This is a genomic window from Pseudomonas sp. IT-196MI5 (genome assembly GCF_949767415.1).
Taxonomy (GTDB): domain Bacteria; phylum Pseudomonadota; class Gammaproteobacteria; order Pseudomonadales; family Pseudomonadaceae; genus Aquipseudomonas.
In genome coordinates this window covers 397,916-420,168 of sequence record NZ_CATKPZ010000033.1, presented here as the reverse complement: position 1 = coordinate 420,168, position 22,253 = coordinate 397,916, and the positions used below count along the sequence as shown (strand labels likewise).

At 58.8% G+C, this 22,253-nt stretch carries 21 protein-coding genes; 5 read left to right on the top strand and 16 right to left on the bottom strand.

Annotated features, from left to right (window positions below):
- The first annotated feature begins 340 nt into the window (after nt 1-340).
- A complete protein-coding gene (locus tag ACM6IK_RS20360; protein WP_414875743.1) occupies nt 341-991 on the top strand; it encodes a hypothetical protein in 651 nt (216 codons plus the stop codon).
- A gap of 119 nt (nt 992-1,110) precedes the next feature.
- Here the strand turns inward: ACM6IK_RS20360 and ACM6IK_RS20355 are convergent, their stop codons facing one another.
- From ACM6IK_RS20355 to ACM6IK_RS20345, 3 genes are all read right to left on the bottom strand, one after another.
- Nucleotides 1,111-2,637 carry a SulP family inorganic anion transporter gene (locus ACM6IK_RS20355; protein ID WP_414875742.1) on the bottom strand — a complete coding sequence of 509 codons (1,527 nt, stop codon included), beginning with the start codon at nt 2,635-2,637 and terminating at the stop codon, nt 1,111-1,113.
- Nucleotides 2,638-2,727: 90 nt separating this feature from the next.
- Nucleotides 2,728-3,459, bottom strand: a complete 732-nt coding sequence (locus ACM6IK_RS20350) for a carbonic anhydrase (protein WP_414875741.1) — start codon at nt 3,457-3,459, stop codon at nt 2,728-2,730.
- Nucleotides 3,460-3,702: 243 nt separating this feature from the next.
- Nucleotides 3,703-4,761, bottom strand: a complete 1,059-nt coding sequence (locus tag ACM6IK_RS20345) for a PA0069 family radical SAM protein (RefSeq protein WP_414875740.1) — start codon at nt 4,759-4,761, stop codon at nt 3,703-3,705.
- A 205-nt stretch (nt 4,762-4,966) separates the two neighbouring features.
- Here ACM6IK_RS20345 and ACM6IK_RS20340 point away from each other — a divergent pair, with 205 nt between their 5' ends.
- Nucleotides 4,967-5,272, top strand: coding sequence for a hypothetical protein (locus tag ACM6IK_RS20340; protein WP_414875739.1), 306 nt, complete (start codon nt 4,967-4,969; stop codon nt 5,270-5,272).
- 562 nt (nt 5,273-5,834) lie between these two features.
- Nucleotides 5,835-6,479 (top strand): dual specificity protein phosphatase family protein, encoded by a 645-nt coding sequence (locus tag ACM6IK_RS20335; protein WP_414875738.1) that lies wholly within the window; start codon nt 5,835-5,837, stop codon nt 6,477-6,479.
- 41 nt (nt 6,480-6,520) lie between these two features.
- On the opposite strand, the gene ACM6IK_RS20330 is transcribed toward ACM6IK_RS20335, so the two are convergent.
- On the bottom strand, nt 6,521-6,808 hold the full coding sequence (locus tag ACM6IK_RS20330; RefSeq protein ID WP_414875737.1) for a YheV family putative zinc ribbon protein: 288 nt from the start codon (nt 6,806-6,808) through the stop codon (nt 6,521-6,523).
- Nucleotides 6,805-8,856, bottom strand: a complete 2,052-nt coding sequence (gene prlC, locus ACM6IK_RS20325; protein ID WP_414875736.1) for an oligopeptidase A — start codon at nt 8,854-8,856, stop codon at nt 6,805-6,807. Before prlC ends, ACM6IK_RS20330 begins: the two co-directional genes overlap by 4 nt.
- An 88-nt stretch (nt 8,857-8,944) precedes the next feature.
- On the opposite strand from prlC, the gene ACM6IK_RS20320 reads away from it, so the two are divergent.
- Together ACM6IK_RS20320 and ACM6IK_RS20315 are read left to right on the top strand one after the other, a co-directional pair.
- A complete protein-coding gene (locus ACM6IK_RS20320) occupies nt 8,945-9,490 on the top strand; it encodes a gamma carbonic anhydrase family protein (protein ID WP_414875735.1) in 546 nt (181 codons plus the stop codon).
- Nucleotides 9,491-9,516: 26 nt separating this feature from the next.
- Nucleotides 9,517-10,167 carry an HAD family hydrolase gene (locus ACM6IK_RS20315; RefSeq protein ID WP_414875734.1) on the top strand — a complete coding sequence of 217 codons (651 nt, stop codon included), beginning with the start codon at nt 9,517-9,519 and terminating at the stop codon, nt 10,165-10,167.
- Between the two features lie 125 nt (nt 10,168-10,292).
- Here the strand turns inward: ACM6IK_RS20315 and ACM6IK_RS20310 are convergent, their stop codons facing one another.
- From ACM6IK_RS20310 to ACM6IK_RS20260, 11 genes are all read right to left on the bottom strand, one after another.
- Entirely contained in the window at nt 10,293-10,916 is a 624-nt protein-coding gene (locus tag ACM6IK_RS20310) for an ABC-type transport auxiliary lipoprotein family protein (RefSeq protein WP_414875733.1), read from the bottom strand.
- Complete coding sequence (locus ACM6IK_RS20305) at nt 10,913-11,851, bottom strand: MlaD family protein (protein WP_414875732.1); 939 nt, start codon at nt 11,849-11,851, stop codon at nt 10,913-10,915. Before ACM6IK_RS20305 ends, ACM6IK_RS20310 begins: the two co-directional genes overlap by 4 nt.
- A 1-nt stretch (nt 11,852) precedes the next feature.
- On the bottom strand, nt 11,853-12,659 hold the full coding sequence (locus ACM6IK_RS20300) for an ABC transporter ATP-binding protein (protein ID WP_414875731.1): 807 nt from the start codon (nt 12,657-12,659) through the stop codon (nt 11,853-11,855).
- The gene (locus tag ACM6IK_RS20295; RefSeq protein ID WP_414875730.1) at nt 12,653-13,801 is read right to left on the bottom strand and encodes an MlaE family lipid ABC transporter permease subunit; all 1,149 of its coding nucleotides are present in this window, start codon (nt 13,799-13,801) and stop codon (nt 12,653-12,655) included. The genes ACM6IK_RS20300 and ACM6IK_RS20295 overlap by 7 nt, the downstream gene beginning before the upstream one ends.
- Before the next feature lie 54 nt (nt 13,802-13,855).
- Nucleotides 13,856-14,884, bottom strand: a complete 1,029-nt coding sequence (locus ACM6IK_RS20290; protein WP_414875729.1) for a DUF5924 family protein — start codon at nt 14,882-14,884, stop codon at nt 13,856-13,858.
- A gap of 74 nt (nt 14,885-14,958) precedes the next feature.
- A complete protein-coding gene (locus ACM6IK_RS20285) occupies nt 14,959-16,335 on the bottom strand; it encodes a M16 family metallopeptidase (RefSeq protein WP_414875728.1) in 1,377 nt (458 codons plus the stop codon).
- Nucleotides 16,336-16,391: 56 nt separating this feature from the next.
- Complete coding sequence (locus tag ACM6IK_RS20280) at nt 16,392-18,050, bottom strand: Na/Pi cotransporter family protein (RefSeq protein WP_414875727.1); 1,659 nt, start codon at nt 18,048-18,050, stop codon at nt 16,392-16,394.
- Nucleotides 18,051-18,343: 293 nt separating this feature from the next.
- A complete protein-coding gene (locus ACM6IK_RS20275) occupies nt 18,344-19,111 on the bottom strand; it encodes a TerC family protein (RefSeq protein ID WP_414875726.1) in 768 nt (255 codons plus the stop codon).
- Between the two features lie 85 nt (nt 19,112-19,196).
- Nucleotides 19,197-20,504, bottom strand: coding sequence for a CitMHS family transporter (locus tag ACM6IK_RS20270; RefSeq protein ID WP_414875725.1), 1,308 nt, complete (start codon nt 20,502-20,504; stop codon nt 19,197-19,199).
- A gap of 361 nt (nt 20,505-20,865) precedes the next feature.
- Nucleotides 20,866-21,192, bottom strand: a complete 327-nt coding sequence (locus ACM6IK_RS20265; protein ID WP_223544842.1) for a DOPA 4,5-dioxygenase family protein — start codon at nt 21,190-21,192, stop codon at nt 20,866-20,868.
- A 61-nt stretch (nt 21,193-21,253) separates the two neighbouring features.
- Nucleotides 21,254-22,204: a choline sulfate utilization transcriptional regulator gene (locus ACM6IK_RS20260; protein WP_414875724.1), complete on the bottom strand. Its 951-nt coding sequence runs from the start codon at nt 22,202-22,204 to the stop codon at nt 21,254-21,256.
- Between the last annotated feature and the right edge of the window lie 49 nt (nt 22,205-22,253).

The window sequence follows — 22,253 nt, the reverse complement described above, 5'->3', positions numbered from 1 at the left end:
CCGCCGGCTTTCACCTGCGGCAAGGGAGCGGCTGCATCAGACTACGAACTTGAGCACCGGGCCTTGCTGCATATGCAGTCGGGCGTCATCAGCTAACTCCATTCAATGGCGAGTATAGACAGCGACTCCGACCACGCAACGCGATGACGTAAATGATCTGAAACAGCGGGGACTTGCGTTCAAGGGCACGATTGGAGAAGGATGCAGACGAGTGGTGGCAAATCGATATAACGCAGATGCATCAAGGATGAAATAATTATGACAAATGCGTCTTAGCATTTTTCGTAAGCCAGCTAAGTTATGTCTTCCCTATTTCATTGCCTTGTTTCCTGGAGTTTTCATGAACACCGCCGCATTGCGCGAGCAGATCCAAAAAGCCCAACAACATGAAGCCGAGACCGGCCTGCTGACGCGTCAGCTGGAAAGTAAACTGCCTCATCTACACCCGGCGATCCAGTTGCCGGAAACCGATACCAACGGCGTACTGACGCGATTTGTCGCCGCCTACATCGAAGAAGTGCCCGATCTGCTGGATGCAGCCAATGAAGTCGCCAGGGAAGCGGGCATTGAGTCACAGATCAAACCGGTGCTGGAAATCGCCGAGCAGTACTTCCTCCAGCCGCCAGCCATCATGGCCGGCCATATCGGGCTCGACAGCCTGCTGGATGAAGCCTACCTGGCGCATCGGTTTGTCGAAGAGGTCAACGACCTGTACATCAAGCATTTCGGCCAGCCTCTGATCCCCTTGGACATGACTGTCGCCAACCTGATTGCTCACCAATTGATCGGTGAGGAGTTTGCCAACCAACTGGACGAAGTCGTACATCACGCGTTCGACCAAATGTTGACCGAAGAGAGCTTTGCGCTAGAGTCGGTGGAAGCCTACCGCGACAAGCTCAGCAGCCCGGACACCGGTGCCGCGTGGAAGCGCTGGCCGTGCATGTCGCGCCGTTTGGGCGTAGGCCTGGAACTGGATCAGCCGGCGGCTTGATCCATCGGTAAACACAATCCCCTGTGGGAGCGAGCTTGCTCGCGATGAGGTCATGCCATTCAACATCAAAGTTGACTGATCCGCCGCCATCGCGAGCAAGCTCGCTCCCACATTGGTCCTCAGCCAGCCGCACCTATGCCTGTATTCGTCCGCACCCGCCCCTCAAGCCTGCGCTTCAACCCACGCGATTCAATCAACAGCTTCGAACCCTTGGCCGCATTCGCCCGGCCCCATTCTTCCAGCAACTCCAGACACGAGTGATCGATGTAGCTCAAATTATTGAGCGGCACATGCACCGTCGCGCCTGGTGGAATACTACCCAGCACTTGGGTCAGCGCCGGCACTTTGAGGAAGGTCGCCGCGCCCACCAGGCGCAATTCCATTTGCCCTTCCTGAGGCAGGTCGATCAGGCTGATTTTCAACCGCGAAGCTTTCAGCGCCAGTTTTACCAGCGTCAGGCCGAAGCCAATCAACACGCCAGTCAGCAGGTCCGTGAAAACGATGGCGAGCGCGGTTGCCGCGTAAGTGAACATCGGCGCCCGACCATACCGGCCCAAACCACGGAAGACTTTGAGGTCCACCAGTTTGAAACCGGTGTACACCAGCACGCCCGCCAGGCTTGCCACCGGAATGCTTTGCAGGACACTGGACAGCAACAGCACGAACGCCAGCAGCCACAGGCCGTGGAAAATGGTCGAAAACCGTGTAGTTGCTCCGGCCTGAACATTCGCCGAACTGCGTACGATAACGCCCGTCATCGGCAACGCCCCAAGCAAGCCGCACAGCATATTGCCAATACCTTGTGCCGACAGTTCCCGGTCGAAGTCCGAGCGCTGACCACTGTGCATGCGATCAACCGCGGCGGCTGAGAGCAACGTTTCGGCGCTAGCGATGAAGGCTACGGCAAACGCGGCGATCAGCAAGGTCGGATCAGCCAGATTGAGCAGATCCGCTGGCTTCAGCCAGTCGATGGCCTCCGTCAGGTTGGCCGGTACCTCAACCCGTTTGACCTGCAACGCCAGCACCAGACTGGCAAGCGTGGCCAGACCGACGCCAAGTAGCGCGCCAGGAATGAAGCGCAGGGATTGTGGACGGAGCTTTTCCCACAGCCACATGACGGCAATCGTCGACAAACCGAGCAAACCGGCTTGCCAGCCAAACGTGGGCAACGCCTGAGCCAGTGCCGCCGGGAAGGCTGCCAGGTTATCCAGGCCCGAGGGTTTGGGCACGGCATCCAGCATCACATGCACCTGAGACAGGATGATCAGCACGCCAATCCCGGCCAGCATGCCGTATACCACCGCAGGTGCCGTCACCCGAAACCAGCAGCCCAGCTTCAAACGGCCAGCCACCAGTTGCAGAAAACCTGCCAGCAACAGTATGGGCCCAAGCATGGCGATGCCGTGCTGGCGGACCAGTTCGAATACCAGAACGGCCAGGCCCGCCGCCGGGCCGCTGACTTGCAGTGGTGAACCGGCCAACCAGCCGACTACCAAGCCACCGATGATGCCGGTGATCAGCCCTTTCGCCGGCGGCAGTCCCGAGGCAATCGCAATGCCCATGCACAGGGGCAGGGCGACCAGAAACACAACCACCGAAGCCAGCAGCTCCCGTGGCAGAACAGCTTTGAGTCGAGCAGCACGCATGGTGAGTCTCCCGAAGTTTTCTTCAGGCATGGCAAAGCCAGGCTGCCTGAACGGCGGCCTTGGCTAAACCACGCAACGATTTAGGAGGATTTAGTAGCGCGCTTTTGGCGTCGCCACAGGAATCGGCAGGCTGCCATTTAGCGGCAGGAAACAGCCTTGATCGGCGTCGTACGCTTTGATTTCGCTGGTTTCGATGTTGTAGACCCAGCCATGGATAAACAGCTGACCGTTGGCCATGCGTGAGGCCACTGACGGATGGGTGCGCAGATGCTGCAATTGGGCGATCACATTCTCTTCGGTGAGAATGTGCATGCTTTCGCTTTCGCTAGAGCAGTTGCAGTTCTCCTGCACCATGGTTTTGGCCACTTCGGCATGGCGCAGCCAGGCTTTGACCGTGGGCATTTTTTCCAGACTGTGCGGGTTGAGCACCGCGCGCATGGCGCCGCAGTCGGAATGCCCGCAAATGATGATGTGATGCACCCCCAGAGCCAGTACGGCGTACTCGATCGCCGTGGAAACACCGCCGTTCATTTGCCCGTAAGGCGGCACAACGTTGCCGACATTGCGGGTCACGAACAGGTCGCCTGGGGAGCTTTGGGTAATCAACTCCGGCACGATGCGCGAATCGGCGCAGGCAATGAACATCGCTCGTGGCCGCTGGGCCGTGGCGAGTTTTTTGAAGAGCTCTTCCTGCTGGGGAAAGACCTCATGATGAAAATGCAAAAAACCGTCAACGATATGCTGCAACGCTGCATCGGCGGTTTCCGCCTCGGGTTCGGGCGATGCCGACGCAGCCAACGGCTGTTTATCCTTGTCACTCATGATTCATCCTCATTGGCGGAGTCAGGAAGTCATCCCGCGTGTTCCGGTGTGAAGCCAGTGGCTGGTTAAAAAACATCCAGGCGAAACATCTCGACCCATCAGTCACTCGATGAACAAGGTAGCGATCGAATCTTAATTGAAACTGAATAAAACGCTCTAGGACGTGTGTTCCAGGTCAAAAAAAACGTGACCAGCCTAACGCGTGAGCGCGCTCTCCAGTGCTCAACCATAGGCCAATTGTCCTCAAATCAACGACATTTGGCGACCCGGCGGACAAAAGGCTTCGCAGTCCAGATTGAACCCCTCCCGGTGATTGAGTCCCAGTCGTTTGATCGCTTTGGCAAAGCGTTGCGCCAGCAAGTCCGCAAACGGGCCTTCACCGCGCATCCGCGCACCAAAGCGGCTGTCATAAAGCTCGCCGCCACGGCTCTGGCGAATCAGGCTCAGCACATGCGCCGCCCGTTGCGGATAGTGGGTGCCCAGCCATTCCTCGAACAGGGGCGCCACTTCAAGCGGCAAGCGCAGCATCATGTAAGCGGCGCTCTGTGCGCCGGCGCCGTGGGCCTCGGCGAGCAGACTTTCGAGTTCGCTGTCGTTGATCATCGGAATCATCGGTGAACACAGCACGCCTACCGGGATGCCTGCATCGCGCATGACCCGGATCGCCCGCAACCGGGCCTTGGGCGCTGCAGCGCGCGGTTCGAGGATGCGTTTGAGTTCGTCGTCCAGGGTGGTCAGGCTGACCATTACCGCAACCAGTCTTTGGCTGGCAAGCTCGGTCAGCAGGTCCAGGTCACGAAGAATCAACGAGCCCTTGGTGACGATGGTCACCGGATGGCGGTAGCGCAGCAACACTTCGAGGGTTCGGCGGGTGATTTGGTATTCACGCTCAATCGGCTGATACGGGTCGGTATTGGAACCGAGGTTGATCGGCGCACATTGATAGCCACGTTTGGACAACTGCTCCTCCAGTACATCCACGGCGTTGGTCTTGGCGATCAGCTTTGTCTCGAAGTCCAGCCCCGGCGACAGGTCCCAATAGGCGTGACTGGGGCGCGCATAGCAATAAATGCAACCGTGCTCGCAGCCGCGATAGGGATTGATCGAGCGATCGAAGGGCAAGTCCGGCGACGTGTTGCGGGTAATGATGGTTTTCGCCGTTTCGATGCGCACCTCGGTGCCCTGTGTGAGCGGTACTTCCTGGTACCAGCCATCGTCCTCAGCCACCGAATGGCTGGGGGCAAAGCGGTTGTGCGGGTTGGTGGCGGTGCCGCGGCCACGGGGAGGCAATGGCGTGTGCATGGCAAAATCCTGATAGCTGTATGCACATACAGTATCGCTAAAAATGGCAGATCACCAGTGCCGTTCGGCATCTGCTTTTTTATTGAATACATTCTGTCCAGGCAACCACGAGACACATATAAAGTCTGGCAGACATGGCAAAGGCGTCGGTACTATTTCCGTCGAAACAAACTTGAATATTGATATTTCATAAAGGGATTTGATTATGTCAATTTTAAACAGTCGCGGTATTTTTTTGCAAAAACTCGGCCCAACGTCTGTAAACCCGAACGAAGTACTGGTATCGATGCAGTTTGCATTGAAACAGGAGGGCTGGGATGCGGAAAACTCCGTAGTCACTACTGCCCTGGTGGATTCCACTACGCTTACGGCAGTCTCGAATGATGGCGGACAAACGTTCAGTATCCGCAATGCCAATAAAGATATCGACGGTGACGGTGATATCGATACAAATGACAAGGCTAAGCTGTTGGCGCTGGCTAAAGCTTATGCAGGTTTCGAAAATCCGTGATCGGGGACTGATCCTCACTTTGAGAAAATAGAAAACCACACTGATCTGCTGCGTCTGGAGATCATGCGCAGCAGACTAAAAAAGGGATATTAATATGTGGGCGCCTAGAAATTCAGGCGTTTTTTACAAGAAATACAAACTCCGCGATATATATAAATAACGATAAAATTGATAATAGAAAACACCGAAAATAATCCAAACTCATTCTCTGACAACGTCTACAACAACATAAAAACCATGAGCTTGAATTTTAATTACGAGGGTACCGACGAGCATAAACTCGACTTTGATCCGTGGTCCGAATTGAATATCAACGGCGATAATAGCATTGATGAGAAGAACGTCGAGGCCATTACGGACCTGAACGAACGGGTCAAAACATTCATCAGGTTCAAATTGTAAATCTGGCTTACTGAAAGCTGTCCAGGCGCTTTGGCACCTCTGCGATCAACACGGGTGCCGATGTTTCACATTTCATTCACACGACCCTCACAGGCCTTTGACCGGTGAGAGATGATGCTGCTTGTGAATATCCAGACTCTTCCTGAACGGTCACTCGAGCATGTTCCTACCACGCCTTTTCCCTGCACTGTGCCTTTTGCTGGTCGCTCTGTTCAGCCAGACACCCGCGTTTGCCGACGACAGTACTGCGCACCGTCCGGCAGACTGGGCTCAACCTGTCGAGAAGCAATACAACCTCTTCCAGATGTCGCCGACGCTTTATCGCAGCGCCTTGCCGGACAAAGGGGCGGTGCCGCTGCTGGAGAAACTCAAGGTCGGCACGGTGATCAACTTCCTGCCTGAAGCAGACTCCAGCTGGTTGTCCACGCCAGGCATCACGCAAGTACAGCTGCCTTATCGCACCAACCACGTGGATGACGCCGATGTACTCAAGGCTTTGCGAGCCATTCAAACCGCCGAAGCCAAAGGCCCGGTGCTGATGCATTGCAAACACGGCTCAGACCGTACTGGCCTGATGGCGGCCATGTACCGGGTTGTCATCCAGGGCTGGAGCAAGGAAGAGGCATTGAACGAAATGACCCAGGGTGGCTTTGGTGACAGCACCCACTTCAAGGACGGTATTCGTTACATGATGCAGGCTGACGTGGACAAGCTTCGCACTGCATTGGCCAACGGCGATTGCAGCACGAGCCCATTTGCGGCGTGTTCGATGAAGAGCTGGTTCAAGTCCGCTCACATCGAATAAAGAAAGCCCCCGCGGCATTGCGCAACGGAGGCTTTTTTCACTCAGTGTTGTTCGCCAGGCTTTTTCTTCAGTTTCGGGTTCGGGAAGAACTGAACCGCCTGAACCTTGGTGTCGGCTGGTTTGAGTGCGCTGGTGTTAACCCGCGTACCCAACTCCTTGGGCACCGACAACCCTTGTTCATTGAGAGTGTCAGAGTAACCGCAAGCCACACATTCACGATGTGGCACGCTGTCTTCGTTCCACATCATCAACTTGTCCGGCTCGCTGCATGCCGGGCAGACCGCCCCGGCGATAAAGCGTTTTTTCGTAATCACAGGCCCCTCACTCATGCTGCTGCGTCCTCACTCAGGCCGCTGTGGCGCAAGAGTGCGTCAATCGATGGCTCACGGCCACGGAAGTCGACAAACAACACCATAGGCTCCTGGGAACCGCCGCGTGCCAGGATCGCTTCACGGAAGGCGCGACCGGTGTCGGCATTGAGCACGCCTTCTTCTTCGAACTTCGAGAACGCATCGGCCGACAGCACTTCAGCCCATTTGTAGCTGTAATAACCCGCGGCATAACCACCGGCGAAGATATGCGCAAAGCTGTTGGGAAAGCGGTTGTAGACCGGCGGGCGCATCACCGAGACCTCGTCGCGCACGCCTTCGAGCACTTGCAGCACGCTGCGGCCGTCGCCGTGGGTCGCGTGCAATTCGAAGTCGAACAGAGAGAACTCCAGTTGACGGACCATCATCAGGCCGGACTGGAAGTTTTTCGCCGCGAGCATTTTCCCGAGCAGGTCCTGAGGCAGCGGTTCGCCGGTTTCATAATGACCGGAAATCAGCGCAAGGCCTTCCGGCTCCCAGCACCAGTTTTCCATGAACTGACTTGGTAGTTCGACGGCATCCCAGGCCACGCCGTTGATGCCGGACACGCCAGCATGCTCGACGCGGGTCAGCAAGTGATGCAGGCCGTGACCGAATTCATGGAACAAGGTGGTGACTTCATCGTGGGTCAGCAGCGCAGGCTTGCCGCTGTCGGCCGGGGTGAAGTTGCACACAAGGTTCGCCACCGGGCTTTGCAGCACGCCGCCAGCGGTACGACGACGGTCCCGGGCGCCGTCCATCCAGGCCCCGCCACGCTTGTTGGCACGAGCATACAGGTCGAAGAAGAAGCGACCGACATGCTGGCCGTTTTCCTTGATCTCGAACAGGCGGACATCCGGGTGCCAGGTGTCGAAGCCTTTGAGCTCGGCGATTTCGATGCCGTACAGGCGCTGAACAATGGCAAACAGACCACTCAACACCTTGTCGATCGGGAAGTAGGCGCGCAGGGCTTCCTGGGCCACGCTGTAACGCTGTTCACGGAGTTTTTCACCGTAGAAACCGCTGTCCCAACTCTGCAGGTCCGGGCAGCCTTGTTCGGCGGCGTAAGCCTTGAGCTGCTCCAGATCCCGGGCGGCGAACGGCTTGCTGCGCTTGGCCAGATCGCGCAGGAAACTCAGTACCTGATCGCTGGATTCCGCCATTTTGGTCGCCAGGCTCAGCTCGGAGAAACTGCTGAAACCCAACAGCTTGGCCAGCTCCTGACGCAGGTCGAGGATTTCTTCCATGACCGGGCCGTTGTCGTTCTGACCGGCATTGGGCCCCTGGTCCGACGCACGGGTGCAGTAAGCCGCGTAGACTTCTTCACGCAGTGCGCGGTCCTGGGCGTAGGTCATCACCGCGTAATAGCTCGGGAATTCCAGCGTGATCAGCCAGCCATCCAGGTCCTTCGCCTGGGCCGCGGCGGCCATTTGCGCCTTGGCGGAATCCGTCAGACCGGCGAGGGCGGCTTCATCGGTGATGTGTTTGGTCCACGCCTGAGTGGCGTCGAGTAACTGGTTGGAGAAACGGCTGCCCAGCTCGGACAGCTTGCTTTGTACTTCGGCGTAACGCTTCTGCTCGGCTTCCGGCAGGTCGATACCCGACAGACGGAAGTCACGCAGGGAGTGTTCCAGGATAGTTTTCTGCGCCACCTCGAAACCGGCCGCTTCCGGGCTGCTGGCCAGGGCTTCGAAGGCCTGGAACAGTTCGCGGTTCTGACCCAATTCTGTGGAGTAGGCGCTCAAGGCCGGCAGGCACGACTCGTAGGCTTCACGCAGTTCGGCGCTGTTGCACACCGCGTTGAGGTGACTGACCGGGCTCCAGGCAGCGCCCAGGCGGTCATTGAGTTCGTCCATCGCCAGCACCAGGCCAGCCCACGTTGGCTGTCTGACCTGGGACTTGAGGATCTCGACGATGGCGGCACGGTTGTCAGCCAGGATCTGTTCAATGGCCGGTTGTACGTGTTCGGCGCGGATGGCGGAGAACGGTGGCAGGTCGTAGGGCTGCAAAAGAGGGTTGTTCACGCTCACGGTTGATACCTTGGCTGGAGAAACATGTAGCCATCTTAATTACAATCGGCACTCACCGCAGCTATCAGCGACAGAGAGAAACCCTATCGTGAACCTTCGCAAGTATCAGAACCACACGCCGCTGCTCGGCAAAGGCGCCTTTGTAGACCGCTCGGCGGTGGTGATCGGCAACGTTGAAATCGGTGAAGACAGCTCGGTCTGGCCGCTGACGGTGATCCGCGGTGACATGCACCGCATCCGCATCGGCGCGCGCACCAGCGTGCAGGATGGCTGCGTGTTGCACATCACCCACGCCGGTCCGTTCAACCCCGATGGCTTTCCGTTGCTGATCGGCGATGATGTGACCATCGCTCACAAAGTCATGCTGCATGGCTGTTCGGTGGGCAGCCGGGTGTTGATCGGCATGGGCAGCATCGTCATGGACGGTGCGCTGGTCGACGATGATGTGATCATTGGTGCCGGCAGCCTGGTGCCGCCGGGCAAGCATTTGCAAAGCGGCTTCCTGTATGTGGGCAGCCCGGTGAAGCAGATCCGCCCGCTGACCGACAAGGAGCGCGCCTTTTTCACCTACAGCGCAGCGAACTACGTGAAGCTCAAGGACCTGCATCTGGCCGAAGGTTACGACCAGCTTTGACCCGGCCCTCTTATTCAGGATTCGACATGCATTACCAAACCGTTTTGTTCGACCTCGATGGCACTCTGACCGATCCGCGCGAGGGCATCACCCGCTCGATCCAGTTCGCCTTGGGTAAACTGGGTATCGATGAGCCGGACCTGGCCAAACTCGAACACTTCATTGGCCCGCCGCTGTTGCAGGCGTTCATGCAGTTCTATGACTTTGACGAGCCGAAGGCATGGGAGGCGGTGAATTTCTACCGTGAGCGCTTCAAGGTCACCGGCCTCTACGAAAACCGGGTGTTCGAGGGTGTCACGCCGCTGCTGGAAACCCTGAACGGACAAGGCCGGCAACTGTACATCGCCACCTCGAAGCCGTGGGTGTTCGCCCGCGAGATCGCCCGGCATTTCGATTTTGCCAAACACTTCAAGGTGATTTACGGCAGCGAACTGGATGGCACCCGGACCAACAAGGTCGAGCTGATCGCTCACCTGATGGCCGAAGAGAGCCTGGACCCGGCCAACACCCTGATGATCGGCGACCGCAAGCACGACCTGATCGGCGCACGCAGCAACGGGCTGGACGCGGCGGCGGTGGGTTACGGGTTCGGCAGCCACGAAGAACTGAGCGCCGAGGCTCCGGCGTATCACTTTGAAACGCTGGAAGAGATGCATCGGGCGTTTTTGCAGGGCTGATAAGGCCGACACACTTCAACTGTGGGAGCGAGCTTGCTCGCGATAGCGATGTGTCAGGCACATTGATTGTGAATGTGCCTCAGTCATCGCGAGCAAGCTCGCTCCCACAAGGGCTGTGCAGGCTTTCAAGGCCTTGGCGGCGGGGCGAGTTTCTGCCCTTGCTCAACCGCCCAGCTCACCACCTGCGCGGTCAACTGATCGTTCGCCTGACCAAACCCGACCACCACCGCCGGAACCTGCACATCGCTCAAAGGCTGGCGCACTTCAAAGCGGTGGCTGGCGAGGATGCGCTGGTCGTAACTGCGCACCAGCAACGCATCCAGACGCACGACCACGCTGGCAGTCGCGCCCTGGTATTCGGTCTGGAACGCCTGCAGCCTGCCGCCCAATTCAAGGTCGGTCTGGAAAATGCTGTCATCAGTGCTCAACAACGGCACCCGTCCGTCATACAGGAAACCTTCCAGCAGGCGATTGCGTACCAGTACCGGTGCCGGGTCGCTCCAGCGCGAACCCTGGTAGTGGCTGATCACATCACCCTGAGGAATCACGGCTATGTTCGGGCTGTCCAACGCGTCGCTGGACTGGAATTTGGTCACGCGCAGCGACCAGCGTTGCGGCGCTCCATGGCTGGCCGATGCACTCTGGGCCGACGGCAATCGATAGACCTCGAAGGGCTCGGGCTTGGGCAGGATCGAGCACGAACTGATCAGCGTGAAGCCAGCGAGGAGGGCAATCCGAATCAGCTTCATGGCGTGAATTCCTTGGTCTTTTCACTGCCCAGCAGGTAACCGCTGGGGTTGGCTTCCAGGCGTGTGGTAATGGTGCGCAACGAACTCAGGGTTTCGCGCATCTCGCGCACCGCCGGGCCCAGGCCATTGAGGCCTTGCATACCGCTGTTGAGCGAATCCTGATTGGCCGTGATCAGTTTGTTGAGGGTGGCGCTACTCTCCTGCAACGACTTCATCGCTTGCTCGGCGCTGCCGAGCGCCTCCTTGCCATGATCATTGAGCAGACCGTTGGCATTGCGCATCAGCGCCGTGGTCTGCTCCAGCATGGTGTTGGCCTGCTTGCCCACCGACGCCAGTTGCTGCATGGCCTGGCGGATATCGCCGCGCTGCTCGGCAATGGTCCCGGTGGTTTGTTCCAGGTGCTCCAGGGTGTTGCTGATGCGCTCGATGTTTTGCGTGGAGAACATCAGGTTGGCGTTATGCATCAGCGTGGTCACCCCGGCCATCAGGTCTTCGCTGTCATTGAGCAGGCGGGCGATGGGCGAGGGCGAGGCGACGATGGTCGGCAGGTTGCCGCCCTTGCCCTTGAGCGTCGGGCTCTGAGGCGTGCCGCCACTGAGCTGGATGATCGAGGTCCCGGTGACGCCGGTCAGGGCCAACTTGGCATTGGTGTCTTCCTTGACCGGGGTATCGCCGGCCAGACGAATTCGCGCCAGCACCCGGCGCGGGTCTTTCGGGTCCAGGCGCAGCGAGATCACGTCGCCGACCTTGATCCCGCTGTACTGCACCGAACTACCCTTGGACAAACCGCTGACCGCCTCGTTGAACACGACCTCGTAGTCCTTGAACTCGGTGTCGACACTGGACTTGGCCAGCCACAGGCCAAACAGCAGCGCGGCCGTCACCACAATCACGGTGAACAGGCCGATCAATACATGATGGGCTCGGGTTTCCATGTCAGACCTCTTTGAGCTGTTGGGCGGCCGTCAATGCCGCGCGGCCGCGAGGGCCATGGAAGTATTCGTGAATCCACGCATCGTTGGTTTCCGACACCTTGTCGATGGCGTCCGCCACCAGCACCTTTTTCTGCGCCAACACCGCCACCCGGTCGGTGATGGTGTAAAGCGTGTCAAGGTCGTGGGTCACCAGGAAAACGCTCAGGCCCAAGGCGTCGCGCAGGGTCAGGATCAATTGGTCGAACGCGGCGGCACCGATCGGGTCGAGACCGGCGGTGGGCTCGTCGAGAAACAGGATGTCCGGGTCCAGTGCCAGCGCCCGGGCCAATGCGGCACGCTTGATCATGCCGCCGGACAGCGACGAAGGGTACTTCTCCGCCGCCGACAGCGGCAATCCGGCCAGGGCCATTTTCACCGCTGCCAGGTGCTCGGCGTCGTTGCGGCTCAAGCCGGCGTGTTCGATCAGTGGCAGGGCGACGTTCTCGGTCACTGTCAGCGAGGAAAACAGCGCTCCCTTCTGGAACAGCACACCGAATCGCCGCTCCACCAGCGAACGTTCGTGTTCGGACAAGGTCGGCAGGTTTTTCCCGAAGACTTTCACCACGCCTTCGCTGGGCTGGCGCAACCCGACAATGCTGCGCAGCAGCACTGATTTGCCGCTGCCGGAGCCGCCGACCACGGCGAGGATCTCGCCTTTGTACAAATCCAGGTCGAGGTTCTCGTGCACGCTCTGGCGACCAAAGCGGTTGCACAGCCCACGGACTTCTATCACCGCCTCCGAGGGCGCTCGGGGCACACGACTCACCATCCCATCTCCATGAAAAACATTGCGGCTATCGCATCCATCACGATCACCACGAAAATTGACTGCACCACGCTCGACGTGGTGTGGGCGCCGACAGACTCAGCACTGCCACTGACCTTGAAGCCTTCGAGGCAACCAATTGCGGCGATCAGGAAAGCGAAGACCGGCGCTTTGACGATCCCCACCAGAAAGTGCTGAACGCCGATGTCCGATTGCAGCAGAGATATGAACATTGCCGGCGAGATACCCAACGCCACTGCGCAGACCACGGCACCGCCGATAATCCCCGACAGCATCGCCAGAAAGGTCAGCATCGGCAGGGAGATCAGCAACGCCAGGACCCGCGGCACCACCAGCAACTCCACGGGATCCAGGCCCAGCGTACGGATGGCGTCGATTTCTTCGTTGGCCTTCATCGAACCGATTTGCGCCGTGAACGCACTGGCGGTGCGCCCGGCCATCAGGATCGCAGTCAGCAGCACACCGAATTCGCGCAAAAAGGCAAATCCCACCAGGTCCACGGTGAAGACAGTGGCACCGAAAGTGGCCAGTACCGTCGACCCGAGAAACGCCACCACGGCGCCCACCAGAAAGGTCAGCAGCGCAACAATCGGCGCGGCGTCGAGGCCAGTCTGCTCGATGTGCGCAATCATCGACGTAACGCGCCAGCGTTTGGGCCGGAACAGGCTGCGGACAATGGTTTCGATGATCAGGCCAACGAAACCCAGCAGCTGCAGGGTGTCCTGCCAGACAGCGTCCACTGCACGGCCAATACGGGTCAGCAATTGAATGGAAACGCTGACCTCCGGTTCCTTGATCGGTACGCAGAAATCGGTCAGCGAGCAGTAGACGGTTTGCAGCAACGCGCGATCGGCGGCGCAGAGTGTGCAATCAGGATGTTCGGCGGAGCGGCCGAGGCGCTCGGAGCCGAGCAGCTCTACCAGCAGCGAGGCGCCGGCGGTGTCGAGGGCGCCCAATCCATTGAGGTCGACGGGGGTGTTGACGTCGTACTGGCCGTGGAGTTTTTCACTCAACAGCTTGAGGTCAGCGTAATGGGCAAGCGTCCAGTCGCCCGTCACCCGCAACCGAGCAGGGCTTATCGACGTGTCTAATCTGGCGTTGCCGGCCATCGTGCTGCTGATCATAAGCTCCGTGCTTGTTCAGTGATTACGCAGCTTTACGTAATAGCACGAACCTCACTACTTTTCTTTGACCGCTGTGCTGTCTGTGACTTTGAAGCGCAGCACGCCGATGACCTGGCCATCTTCGGTCAGCACCCGAACCTGCCATTTGCCGGCCGGATTGCCCGGGAAGTTCTGCTTGTGGGTCCAGGCCCGGTAACCTTCCTTGCGCCCGCCGCGAATATCCAGAGGAATGCGGTCGACCTCTTTACCGTTGAACTGCCAGACGTGATAAATCCGCTCGTCCAGGCCACGCGGGGCGTTGATCGCGGTGTACGCGTAGAGCCCGCCATTGCGAATCTGCTCGGCGCTGACTTCGTCGAGGCTGGCACCAGGCGTGCGGTCCTGCATTTGCGTGCTGATGGCCACGTCGGTCATCCACAGTGTCGCTGGCGGCACCCACGAGCGCAGCTCCCAACCGACGACGCCAATACCCAGGGTGATACTCAAAATCGCCAACGCACTGCGTACAGTACGAATCGGGAAGATCGACGCCAGGCTCGGGAACGACAACAGCACCGAGATGCCCAGCGCCCATTTGAAACTTTGTGCGGTGGTCAGGTGCATGATCACCGGCAACGCGGTGAGCAGGGCGGCGAACAGGGTCAGGGTGTGCAGGGCCAGAAACGCCCAGCGCCGCGGCGCCAACCATTTGTAGTAGAGCGGGTCGATGATCGAAATCAGCGCCGCGACGCCCAGCAGCCCGGTGAAAACCAACTGGCCGCTGTTCCACGTCGTAGTGATGAAGAAGAATGGCAGGACAAAGAACAGGCTTTCCTGATGGATCATCTGCGTTGCATAACGCAGCAACGGTTCCGGAATTTCGCGCTTGAAAATGCGCGTGAACAGCTTGGTCAGGCTGTTTTCCAGCATCAGCCAGATCCAGCTGATCAGCATGATGGTGGTGATCCAGCTCGCCAGGCCTTGCTGGCGATCGACCAGAATGAAACTGCCCACCCCGGAGATGAAACCACAAAGTGCAATAACCCCAGGATAGCGCTTCATCAATTCGAGGATGCGCTGTACGAAAAGGGTCAGGTTTTGCATTCGGCGGGTTCACAGTAGTCGTAGGAAAAAACCTCGACAGGGTACCGTTGGTACAGCCCTGTGGCGAGCAATGGCTATCTTTTGCGATGAATGCGCCAAGCCACCAAACTCAACACCAGCAATCCCGCCCCCCCGACCACTAGCCACATCAACTGGTCATAACTGAACAACGGCTTCTCGATCCGCAAATACCCCGGCTGCAACAGCAGCTCACGCACGGCCTTGTTCGCCTCTTCCAGTGTCACCCCTTGCAGCTCCCGGGCCGGGTTGGCGAAACGGCCGTCCTCATAATCACCGATGGCGCTCCAGTAGTAGTCGGCCAACGCACTGTTGCCTTGTACGGCCCAGGCTTGGCGGGCAATCGCGGCCTGCTTGAGCCGGTTGAAGGTGTCGGCATTGAGGCCGTCCTTGAGCAGTGCAGCCTTCAAGTCATCGAGCACTTGTTCGGCCGCAAGCACGTCGTCGCGCTCAAGGTCGGCATTGAGGCTCATGAAACCCACGCCGCCGAACACCTCGCGTTCCGCCCACGGGCCGTAGGATAAACCGTGAGCCAGGCGCATCTGGCGATAGAGCGCCCAATCCAGATAATCCTTGAGCAAATCGAAGGTTTGGTCGTGCCCGTCGTCCAGCACAGGCTCCGGCACCAGCCAGTGCAATTTGGCGCCGTTACCGACCAGGCCGAGGGGCAGCGTGCGCTCGTGGGCGGCGCTGGCCTGGATTTGCGGCAGCGGTGGATGCTCGCCAGGAGTAATCGCTTCCAGTGCGCCATACGTACGCTCCAGATAGGCCGGCAGCAACTTGTCGAGATCGCCGACCACGATCAGGGTCATGTTGTTCGGCGCATACCAGTCTTTGCGCACCCGCTCCAGTTGCTCACGGGTCAGGTCATCGACTTGCGCCCGCTCCGGGCATTTGAGGCCCAGCTCCACGGCCAATTGGTTGCTGGCCGTGTGGCCCAGGTCCTGCCGATCGAGCCAGCGCTGCAGGTGCGAGTAGTGACCGCCGTCTTCACGCTCGACCACTTGCTTGGCGGCGTTGATGGCGTTGTCGTCGAAACGGGTCTGGGTCAGCAGCGCCAACAGTAGGTCGAGCACCTTGCGCTGGTTTTTGGCCGGGGCTTCGATGACGAAAGTCGTATCGGCATTGCTGGTGAAGGCGTTCCACTCACCGCCCAGGGCCTGCATGCTTTCTTCCAGGCCACCTTCGCCACTGGCGTCGATGCCGCTGAACAGCAGGTGTTCCAGCAGATGCGGCAATTCCTTTTCTTCGCAATTGAAATCGTCCAGGCCAACGCCGACCACCAGCCGGATCGCCACATGCCCGCGGTCAGTGCCGGGTTTGAGCAGCATCTGCAAACCGTTGCGCAGGGTGTAGCCCTCGACCTGGAAACGATCCAGGGCCAGCGACGGAAAAGAACCAAGCAGCAGACAGGCGAACAACAGACAACGCATAACGAGCTTCCGTACCACTGGCGTAAGTTCAACAGACTTCAGGCAACTGTGGACGTTCAGGGTGAATGAGTAATGTCAGTCAAATCATCGACGACCAATGCGCCGGTGTCGGATGTTTCCAGCACCACGTAGGCACTGCTGCAAAACAGCGAATTCAGACGCTTCATGTCGGCGATCAGCTCCAGGTGCAACGAACTGGTTTCGATACTCTGCACGATTTTACGATGCAGGCGACTGACATGGGCATGGGCCAAGCGCCGCTCCTGTGCGCGGAAACGACGTTTTTCACGTACCAGCTGACGAGCGCTTTCCGGGTCGCCACTGAGAAACACCGACATCCCGAGCCGCAGGCTGGAAATCAACTGAGTATGCAGCCCGGTCAATTCGTCCAGCCCGACTTCGGAAAACGACCGACGCTGCGAGGTTTTCTGCTGCTGGACTTTGCGCAGCATGCGTTCGATCAAGTCGCTGGCGAGTTTCAGGTTGATCGCCAGCTCGATGATTTCCGCCCAGCGCCGGCTGTCCTGATCGCTGAGATCTTCCCGGGGCATTTGCGCCAGATACAATTTGATTGCGCTGTAGAGCGCTTCGACATCGTCGGTCAGGCGGCGTATTTCCTGGGTGACGGCTGTTTGCTTGCCGCGCAAAACATCGAGCATGGCTTCGAGCATGTTGTCGATCAGGTCGCCCATGCGCAGGGTTTCCCGGGCCGCGTTGGCCAGCGCCAATCCGGGGGTGACCAACGCCGTGGGGTCAAGGTGCCGGGGCTTGGCCGTGCCGTTGGCCTGCGGGCGTTCAGGCAGCACCCAGGCACAAAACCTGGCCATCGGCCCGACGCTGGGCAGCAGGATCAGACAGCGCGCGGTGTTGTAGAGCAAGTGAAAGCCAATGACCATTTCCTGAGGGCTGAAATCGAGGCTATCGAGCCAGCGCACCAGCGGATCGAGTACCGGAATGATCAATAAAAGACCAATCAGTTTGTACAGCAGGCTGCCCAGCGCCACTTGGCGCCCGGCGGGGTTCTGCATGCTGGTGCTGAGGAAGGCGAGTACGCCGCTGCCGATATTGGCGCCGATCACCAGCCCGATGGCCACCGGCAGACTGATCACGTTGGCGCCCGCCAGGGTCGCCGTAAGCAACACAGCGGCCAGGCTGGAATAGGAAACCATCGCGAACAGCGCGCCAACCAGAGCGTCGAGCAGGAGGTCGCCGGTGAGCGAAGCGAAAATCACCTTCACCCCTTTGGCATGGGTAATCGGGTGCGCGGCTTCGACAATCAGTTGCAGCGCCAGAATGATCAAGCCCAAGCCAATGGCGACACGGCCCATCTGCCCGAGTCGGGTCTGCTTGCGCGACAGAAAGAAAATCACCCCGGCAAAAATCAGCAGGGGCGACAACCACGACAGATCGAACGTCAACACCCGCGCCATCAGCGCCGTACCGACATCGGCACCGAGCATGGTGACCAGCGCAGGCGTAAGCGCCATCAGGCCCTGGCCGACAAAGGAGGTGACGAGCATGGCAGTGGCGTTGCTGCTCTGGACCATCGCCGTGACGGCGATCCCGGAGAGGAAAGCCAGCCAGCGGTTGGACATGTTATGGCTGATGACATGACGCAAGTTGGTGCCGTAGACCCGCAGGATGCCGGTTCGGACGATGTGCGTACCCCAGATCAACAGGGCCACTGCAGAAAGCAAATTGAGCAGGGTGAGCATAATGACCCCCTGTGGTGTAGCGCCCCAAAGGAGCAAGTTGACGGTACCGCGTGACGTTCTACGTTCTGTACTTAAGCTGTAGTTGGCTAACGGTCTACGCGCCAGCATCGCACAGCCAAAGAAGGGATTGAAATAAAACTGTCATGAAACCGGCGATCTTCCAGCCACACAAAACACTGTGGGAGCGAGCTTGCTCGCGATGAGGCCATCAGCTTCAACATTGATGTTGACTGACGGACCGCCATCGCGAGCAAGCCCGCTCCCACTGGCTTTGCGTATTTAGCGCTTTCGGGTTACTGGCCCGGAATGTCCTTGCGCAGCTTTACCGGATCCTGCTGTTTCTTTTTTTTCGCGATGGCGGTGCGCATCCTGATGTTTATCGCTTCCACTGCCAGCGAGAACGCCATGGCGAAGTAGACGTAGCCTTTTGGCACGTGCACGTCGAAGGATTCGGCAATCAGCACCGTACCGACGATCAACAAGAACGACAACGCCAGCATCTTCAGCGATGGGTGCTTGTCGATGAACTCACTGATGGTGCCAGATGCCCACATCATCACCAGCACGGCCACGATGATTGCTGCGACCATGACCGGAACGTGGGAGACCATGCCGACCGCGGTGATCACCGAGTCCAGGGAGAACACGATGTCGATGATCGCGATCTGGATAATGGTGTAGAGGAAGTTGCCGCCCTTGCCCGAAGGTTCGTCGCTGCTTTCATCTTCACCTTCCAGCGCGTGGTACATCTCTTGCGAGCTTTTCCACAGCAGGAACAGACCACCGAAGAACAGGATCAGGTCGCGTCCGGAAATACCCTGGCCGAACACTTCGAACAGATCGGCGGTCAGGCGCATAACCCAGGTGATCGACAGCAGAAGCAGGATCCGCGTGATCATGGCCAGCCCAAGACCGAAAATCCGGGTACGCGCCTGCATGTGCTTGGGCATGCGGCTGACCAGGATCGAAATCATGATGATGTTATCGATGCCCAGGACGATTTCCAGGGCGGTCAGGGTGAAGAAGGCAACCCAGATTTCAGGGTTGGTCAGCCATTCCATGTGTATTCCTTTGAGCGATTGTTAAACCACAACGGGCCCGGGCTTCAAACAACGAAGCCTGGACCCGAAGTAGTGAGTCTTGGGCTTATAGAGTGCTGAACACCGGGAAAGTCCCCAACAGCAGCGCAGCGATCAGTATGCAGGTACAAACCAGCACTGCCCACTTCAGGGTGAAGCGCTGGTGGTCACCGAAATCGATGCCGGCCAGGGCCACCAACAGGTAGGTCGATGGAACCAGCGGGCTCAACAGGTGGACGGGCTGACCGACGATCGAGGCACGTGCCATTTCCACCGCGGTTATACCGTAATGGCTCGCAGCTTCGGCAAGTACCGGTAACACGCCGTAATAAAATGCATCGTTCGACATGAAGAAAGTGAACGGCATGCTCACCAGCGCCGTGATCACCGCCAGGTACGGGCCGAGGAAATCCGGAATCACCGCCAGCAGGCTTTTCGACATGGCGTCGACCATCCCGGTGCCGGTCAGGATACCGGTGAAGATACCGGCCGCAAAGATCAACCCGACTACCGCCAGCACGCTACCGGCGTGAGCCGCTACGCGATCCTTCTGCTGTTGCAGGCAAGGATAGTTGACGATCATCGCGATACTGAACGCCACCATGAACAGCACCGGCAATGGCAGCAGGCCGGCGATCAGGGTGCCCATCAGGGCCAGGGTCAGGGCGCCGTTGAACCAGATCAGGTTCGGACGACGGGCATCCGGGAACTGCGAAACGCTGATTTCACTGTGGTCGATTTCATCACCCACCAGGTGCAGTTCACCCAGACGAGCACGTTCACGCTTGCCGTAGAAGTAGGCGATGACCAGGATCGCCACCACACCGGCCAGCATCGCAGGAATCATCGGTACGAAGATGTCGGACGGGTCCACATGCAACGCACTGGCAGCGCGAGCGGTCGGGCCACCCCATGGCGTCATGTTCATCACGCCACCGGCGAGGATGATCAGGCCGGCCATGATCCGCGGGCTCATGCCAATACGGCTGTAGAGCGGCAGCATGGCGGCCACGCAGATCATATAAGTGGTCGCGCCGTCACCATCGAAGGAAACGACGAGCGCCAGTACGGCGGTGCCGACCGAAACTTTCAACGGGTCGCCCTTGACCAGTTTGAGGATCTTGCGCACGGCCGGGTCGAACAGGCCGGAGTCGATCATCAGGGCGAAGTACAAGATAGCGAACATCAGCATCACGCCGGTTGGCGCAAGCTTGGTGATGCCTTCAAGCATCATCGGACCGATCTTCGGCGAAAAACCGCCGAACATGGCGAATATTATCGGAATGATGATCAGGGCGATCAGCGCGGACAGGCGCTTGGTCATGATCAGGAACATGAACGTGATGACCATGGCAAAGCCAAGGAAAGTCAGCATGGGAATACTCCAGGCGTAGCGCAGCTAGGGAATGGGCGGACCGGGCGGGATCAGCGCAGAACGGGAAGCACGAGACGTACGGGCGGAGTTACAGCGAAGCGGCGGGTAGAAGAGGACATCAGAATCACCATTGTTGTTGTTAAATGGGCTGTGCGAGCGATAAAACGCTGGCATTGGCCAACCGGTCTGTTGCCGGTAGTGGGGGCGATCCTAATCGGGGAAGCTTTCAGCCAGCTTTCGCCAATGAAAGCAGGGACCGGATGTGCAACCGATCGTCGGATTGGGTTTCAATCCCCGCACACAGGGCAGGAGGTTGAACATGGACGAACACTTGCCCGGCGAGGCTGAAGAAATACTCTGATCAAAAAACAGACAGATCCAGCGGCCGTATTGCGCCCATCCAGATGGCATGCTCGGTATGGTCACGCAGATCGTCACCGGTATCAGGGTGCAGAAACACCACCAGGCCCTTGCGGTTGAGCGCCAGCCACGGCAGCACGTCGCCCAACACCTGCGGCTCGAACGCCAACTGACAGCTCCAGTCCGGGTGCGGACCGACCGGGCGCTCGTGCACACGGCCCATTTTCAGAGGGAACAGTTGTGCAGCCTGCTCACACAAGGCCCGCGCCTGATCGATGGTATTGGCGTCGAAATAGACATGGGCGTGGTAGCCCGTTATGCGTTGCATTTGAAATCCTCTAAATCCGGTCGAGCAGATCACGGGGCACAGGTTGCGATCTTTTCACGTTTCACACTGCAATCGAAGGCAATGACAACCCCGACAACGACTGCGCACTGCCGGCCTGTTCGGCCATCAACCAATCCACAAACTGTCGAATTAACGCTCCGCGTCGTTTGCGCTGGGGCAGAACCACGTAATAACCCAGCCTCGACATCGCCGTTTCGGCAATCGGTCGGCACAACAATCCCTGGGCCAGCAGGTTATCCACAAGGTGGCGCCAGCCGATGGCCACGCCCTGACCACCAATAGCCGCCTGAATCAGCAGCGTGTAGTTGTCGAAGCGCAATTGCCCGGGCGCCGGGGGCGAGGTGATGCCCAGCTCGCGGAACACACCACTCCAGTCGAACCAGTTGCTGCTGTGCTCCCCACGCAGGTGCAGCAACGGAAACTCCAGCAATGCCTGGGCCGGCAAGGGCAGGGGACGCTCACCCAACAACTGCGGACTGCATACCGGAAACACTTCCTCGCTGAACAGCCAATGGCTTTCACCCTGCTTGAAGCGGCCATCGCCGAACAGCACCGCCACATCGATATCGGTACGTAGCATGTTATGACTGCGTTCACTGGTCACCAGGCTGACATCCACCTGCGGATTGGCCGCATGAAAGCGGTGCAGTCGCGGCATCAACCAATAGGCGGCGAAGGCAAAATCCGTGGCGACCTGCAGTACCTCATGCTGTTGTTGTGCGCTGATTGCGCTCAATCCTGCGTCGATATTCTGCAACCCTAGCTGAACCTGCTCGAAAAGAATCTGCCCGGCCTCGGTCAGTTCGATGCCGCGATAAATGCGGTCGAACAGGCGTGTCGCCAGTTGTTCTTCAAGGCGCTTGATCTGCTGGCTGATGGCCGGTTGCGTGGTGCCCAGCTCAACCGCCGCGGCGGTGAAGCTGCGTTGGCGGGCCGCCGCTTCGAAGGCGCGAAGCAGATCCAGTGACAGGTCACCAAGGGCGTCATACATAAGCTGTGCTTATCCTAGTCATTGCCGCGCATGGGCTTTACCGCAAGGT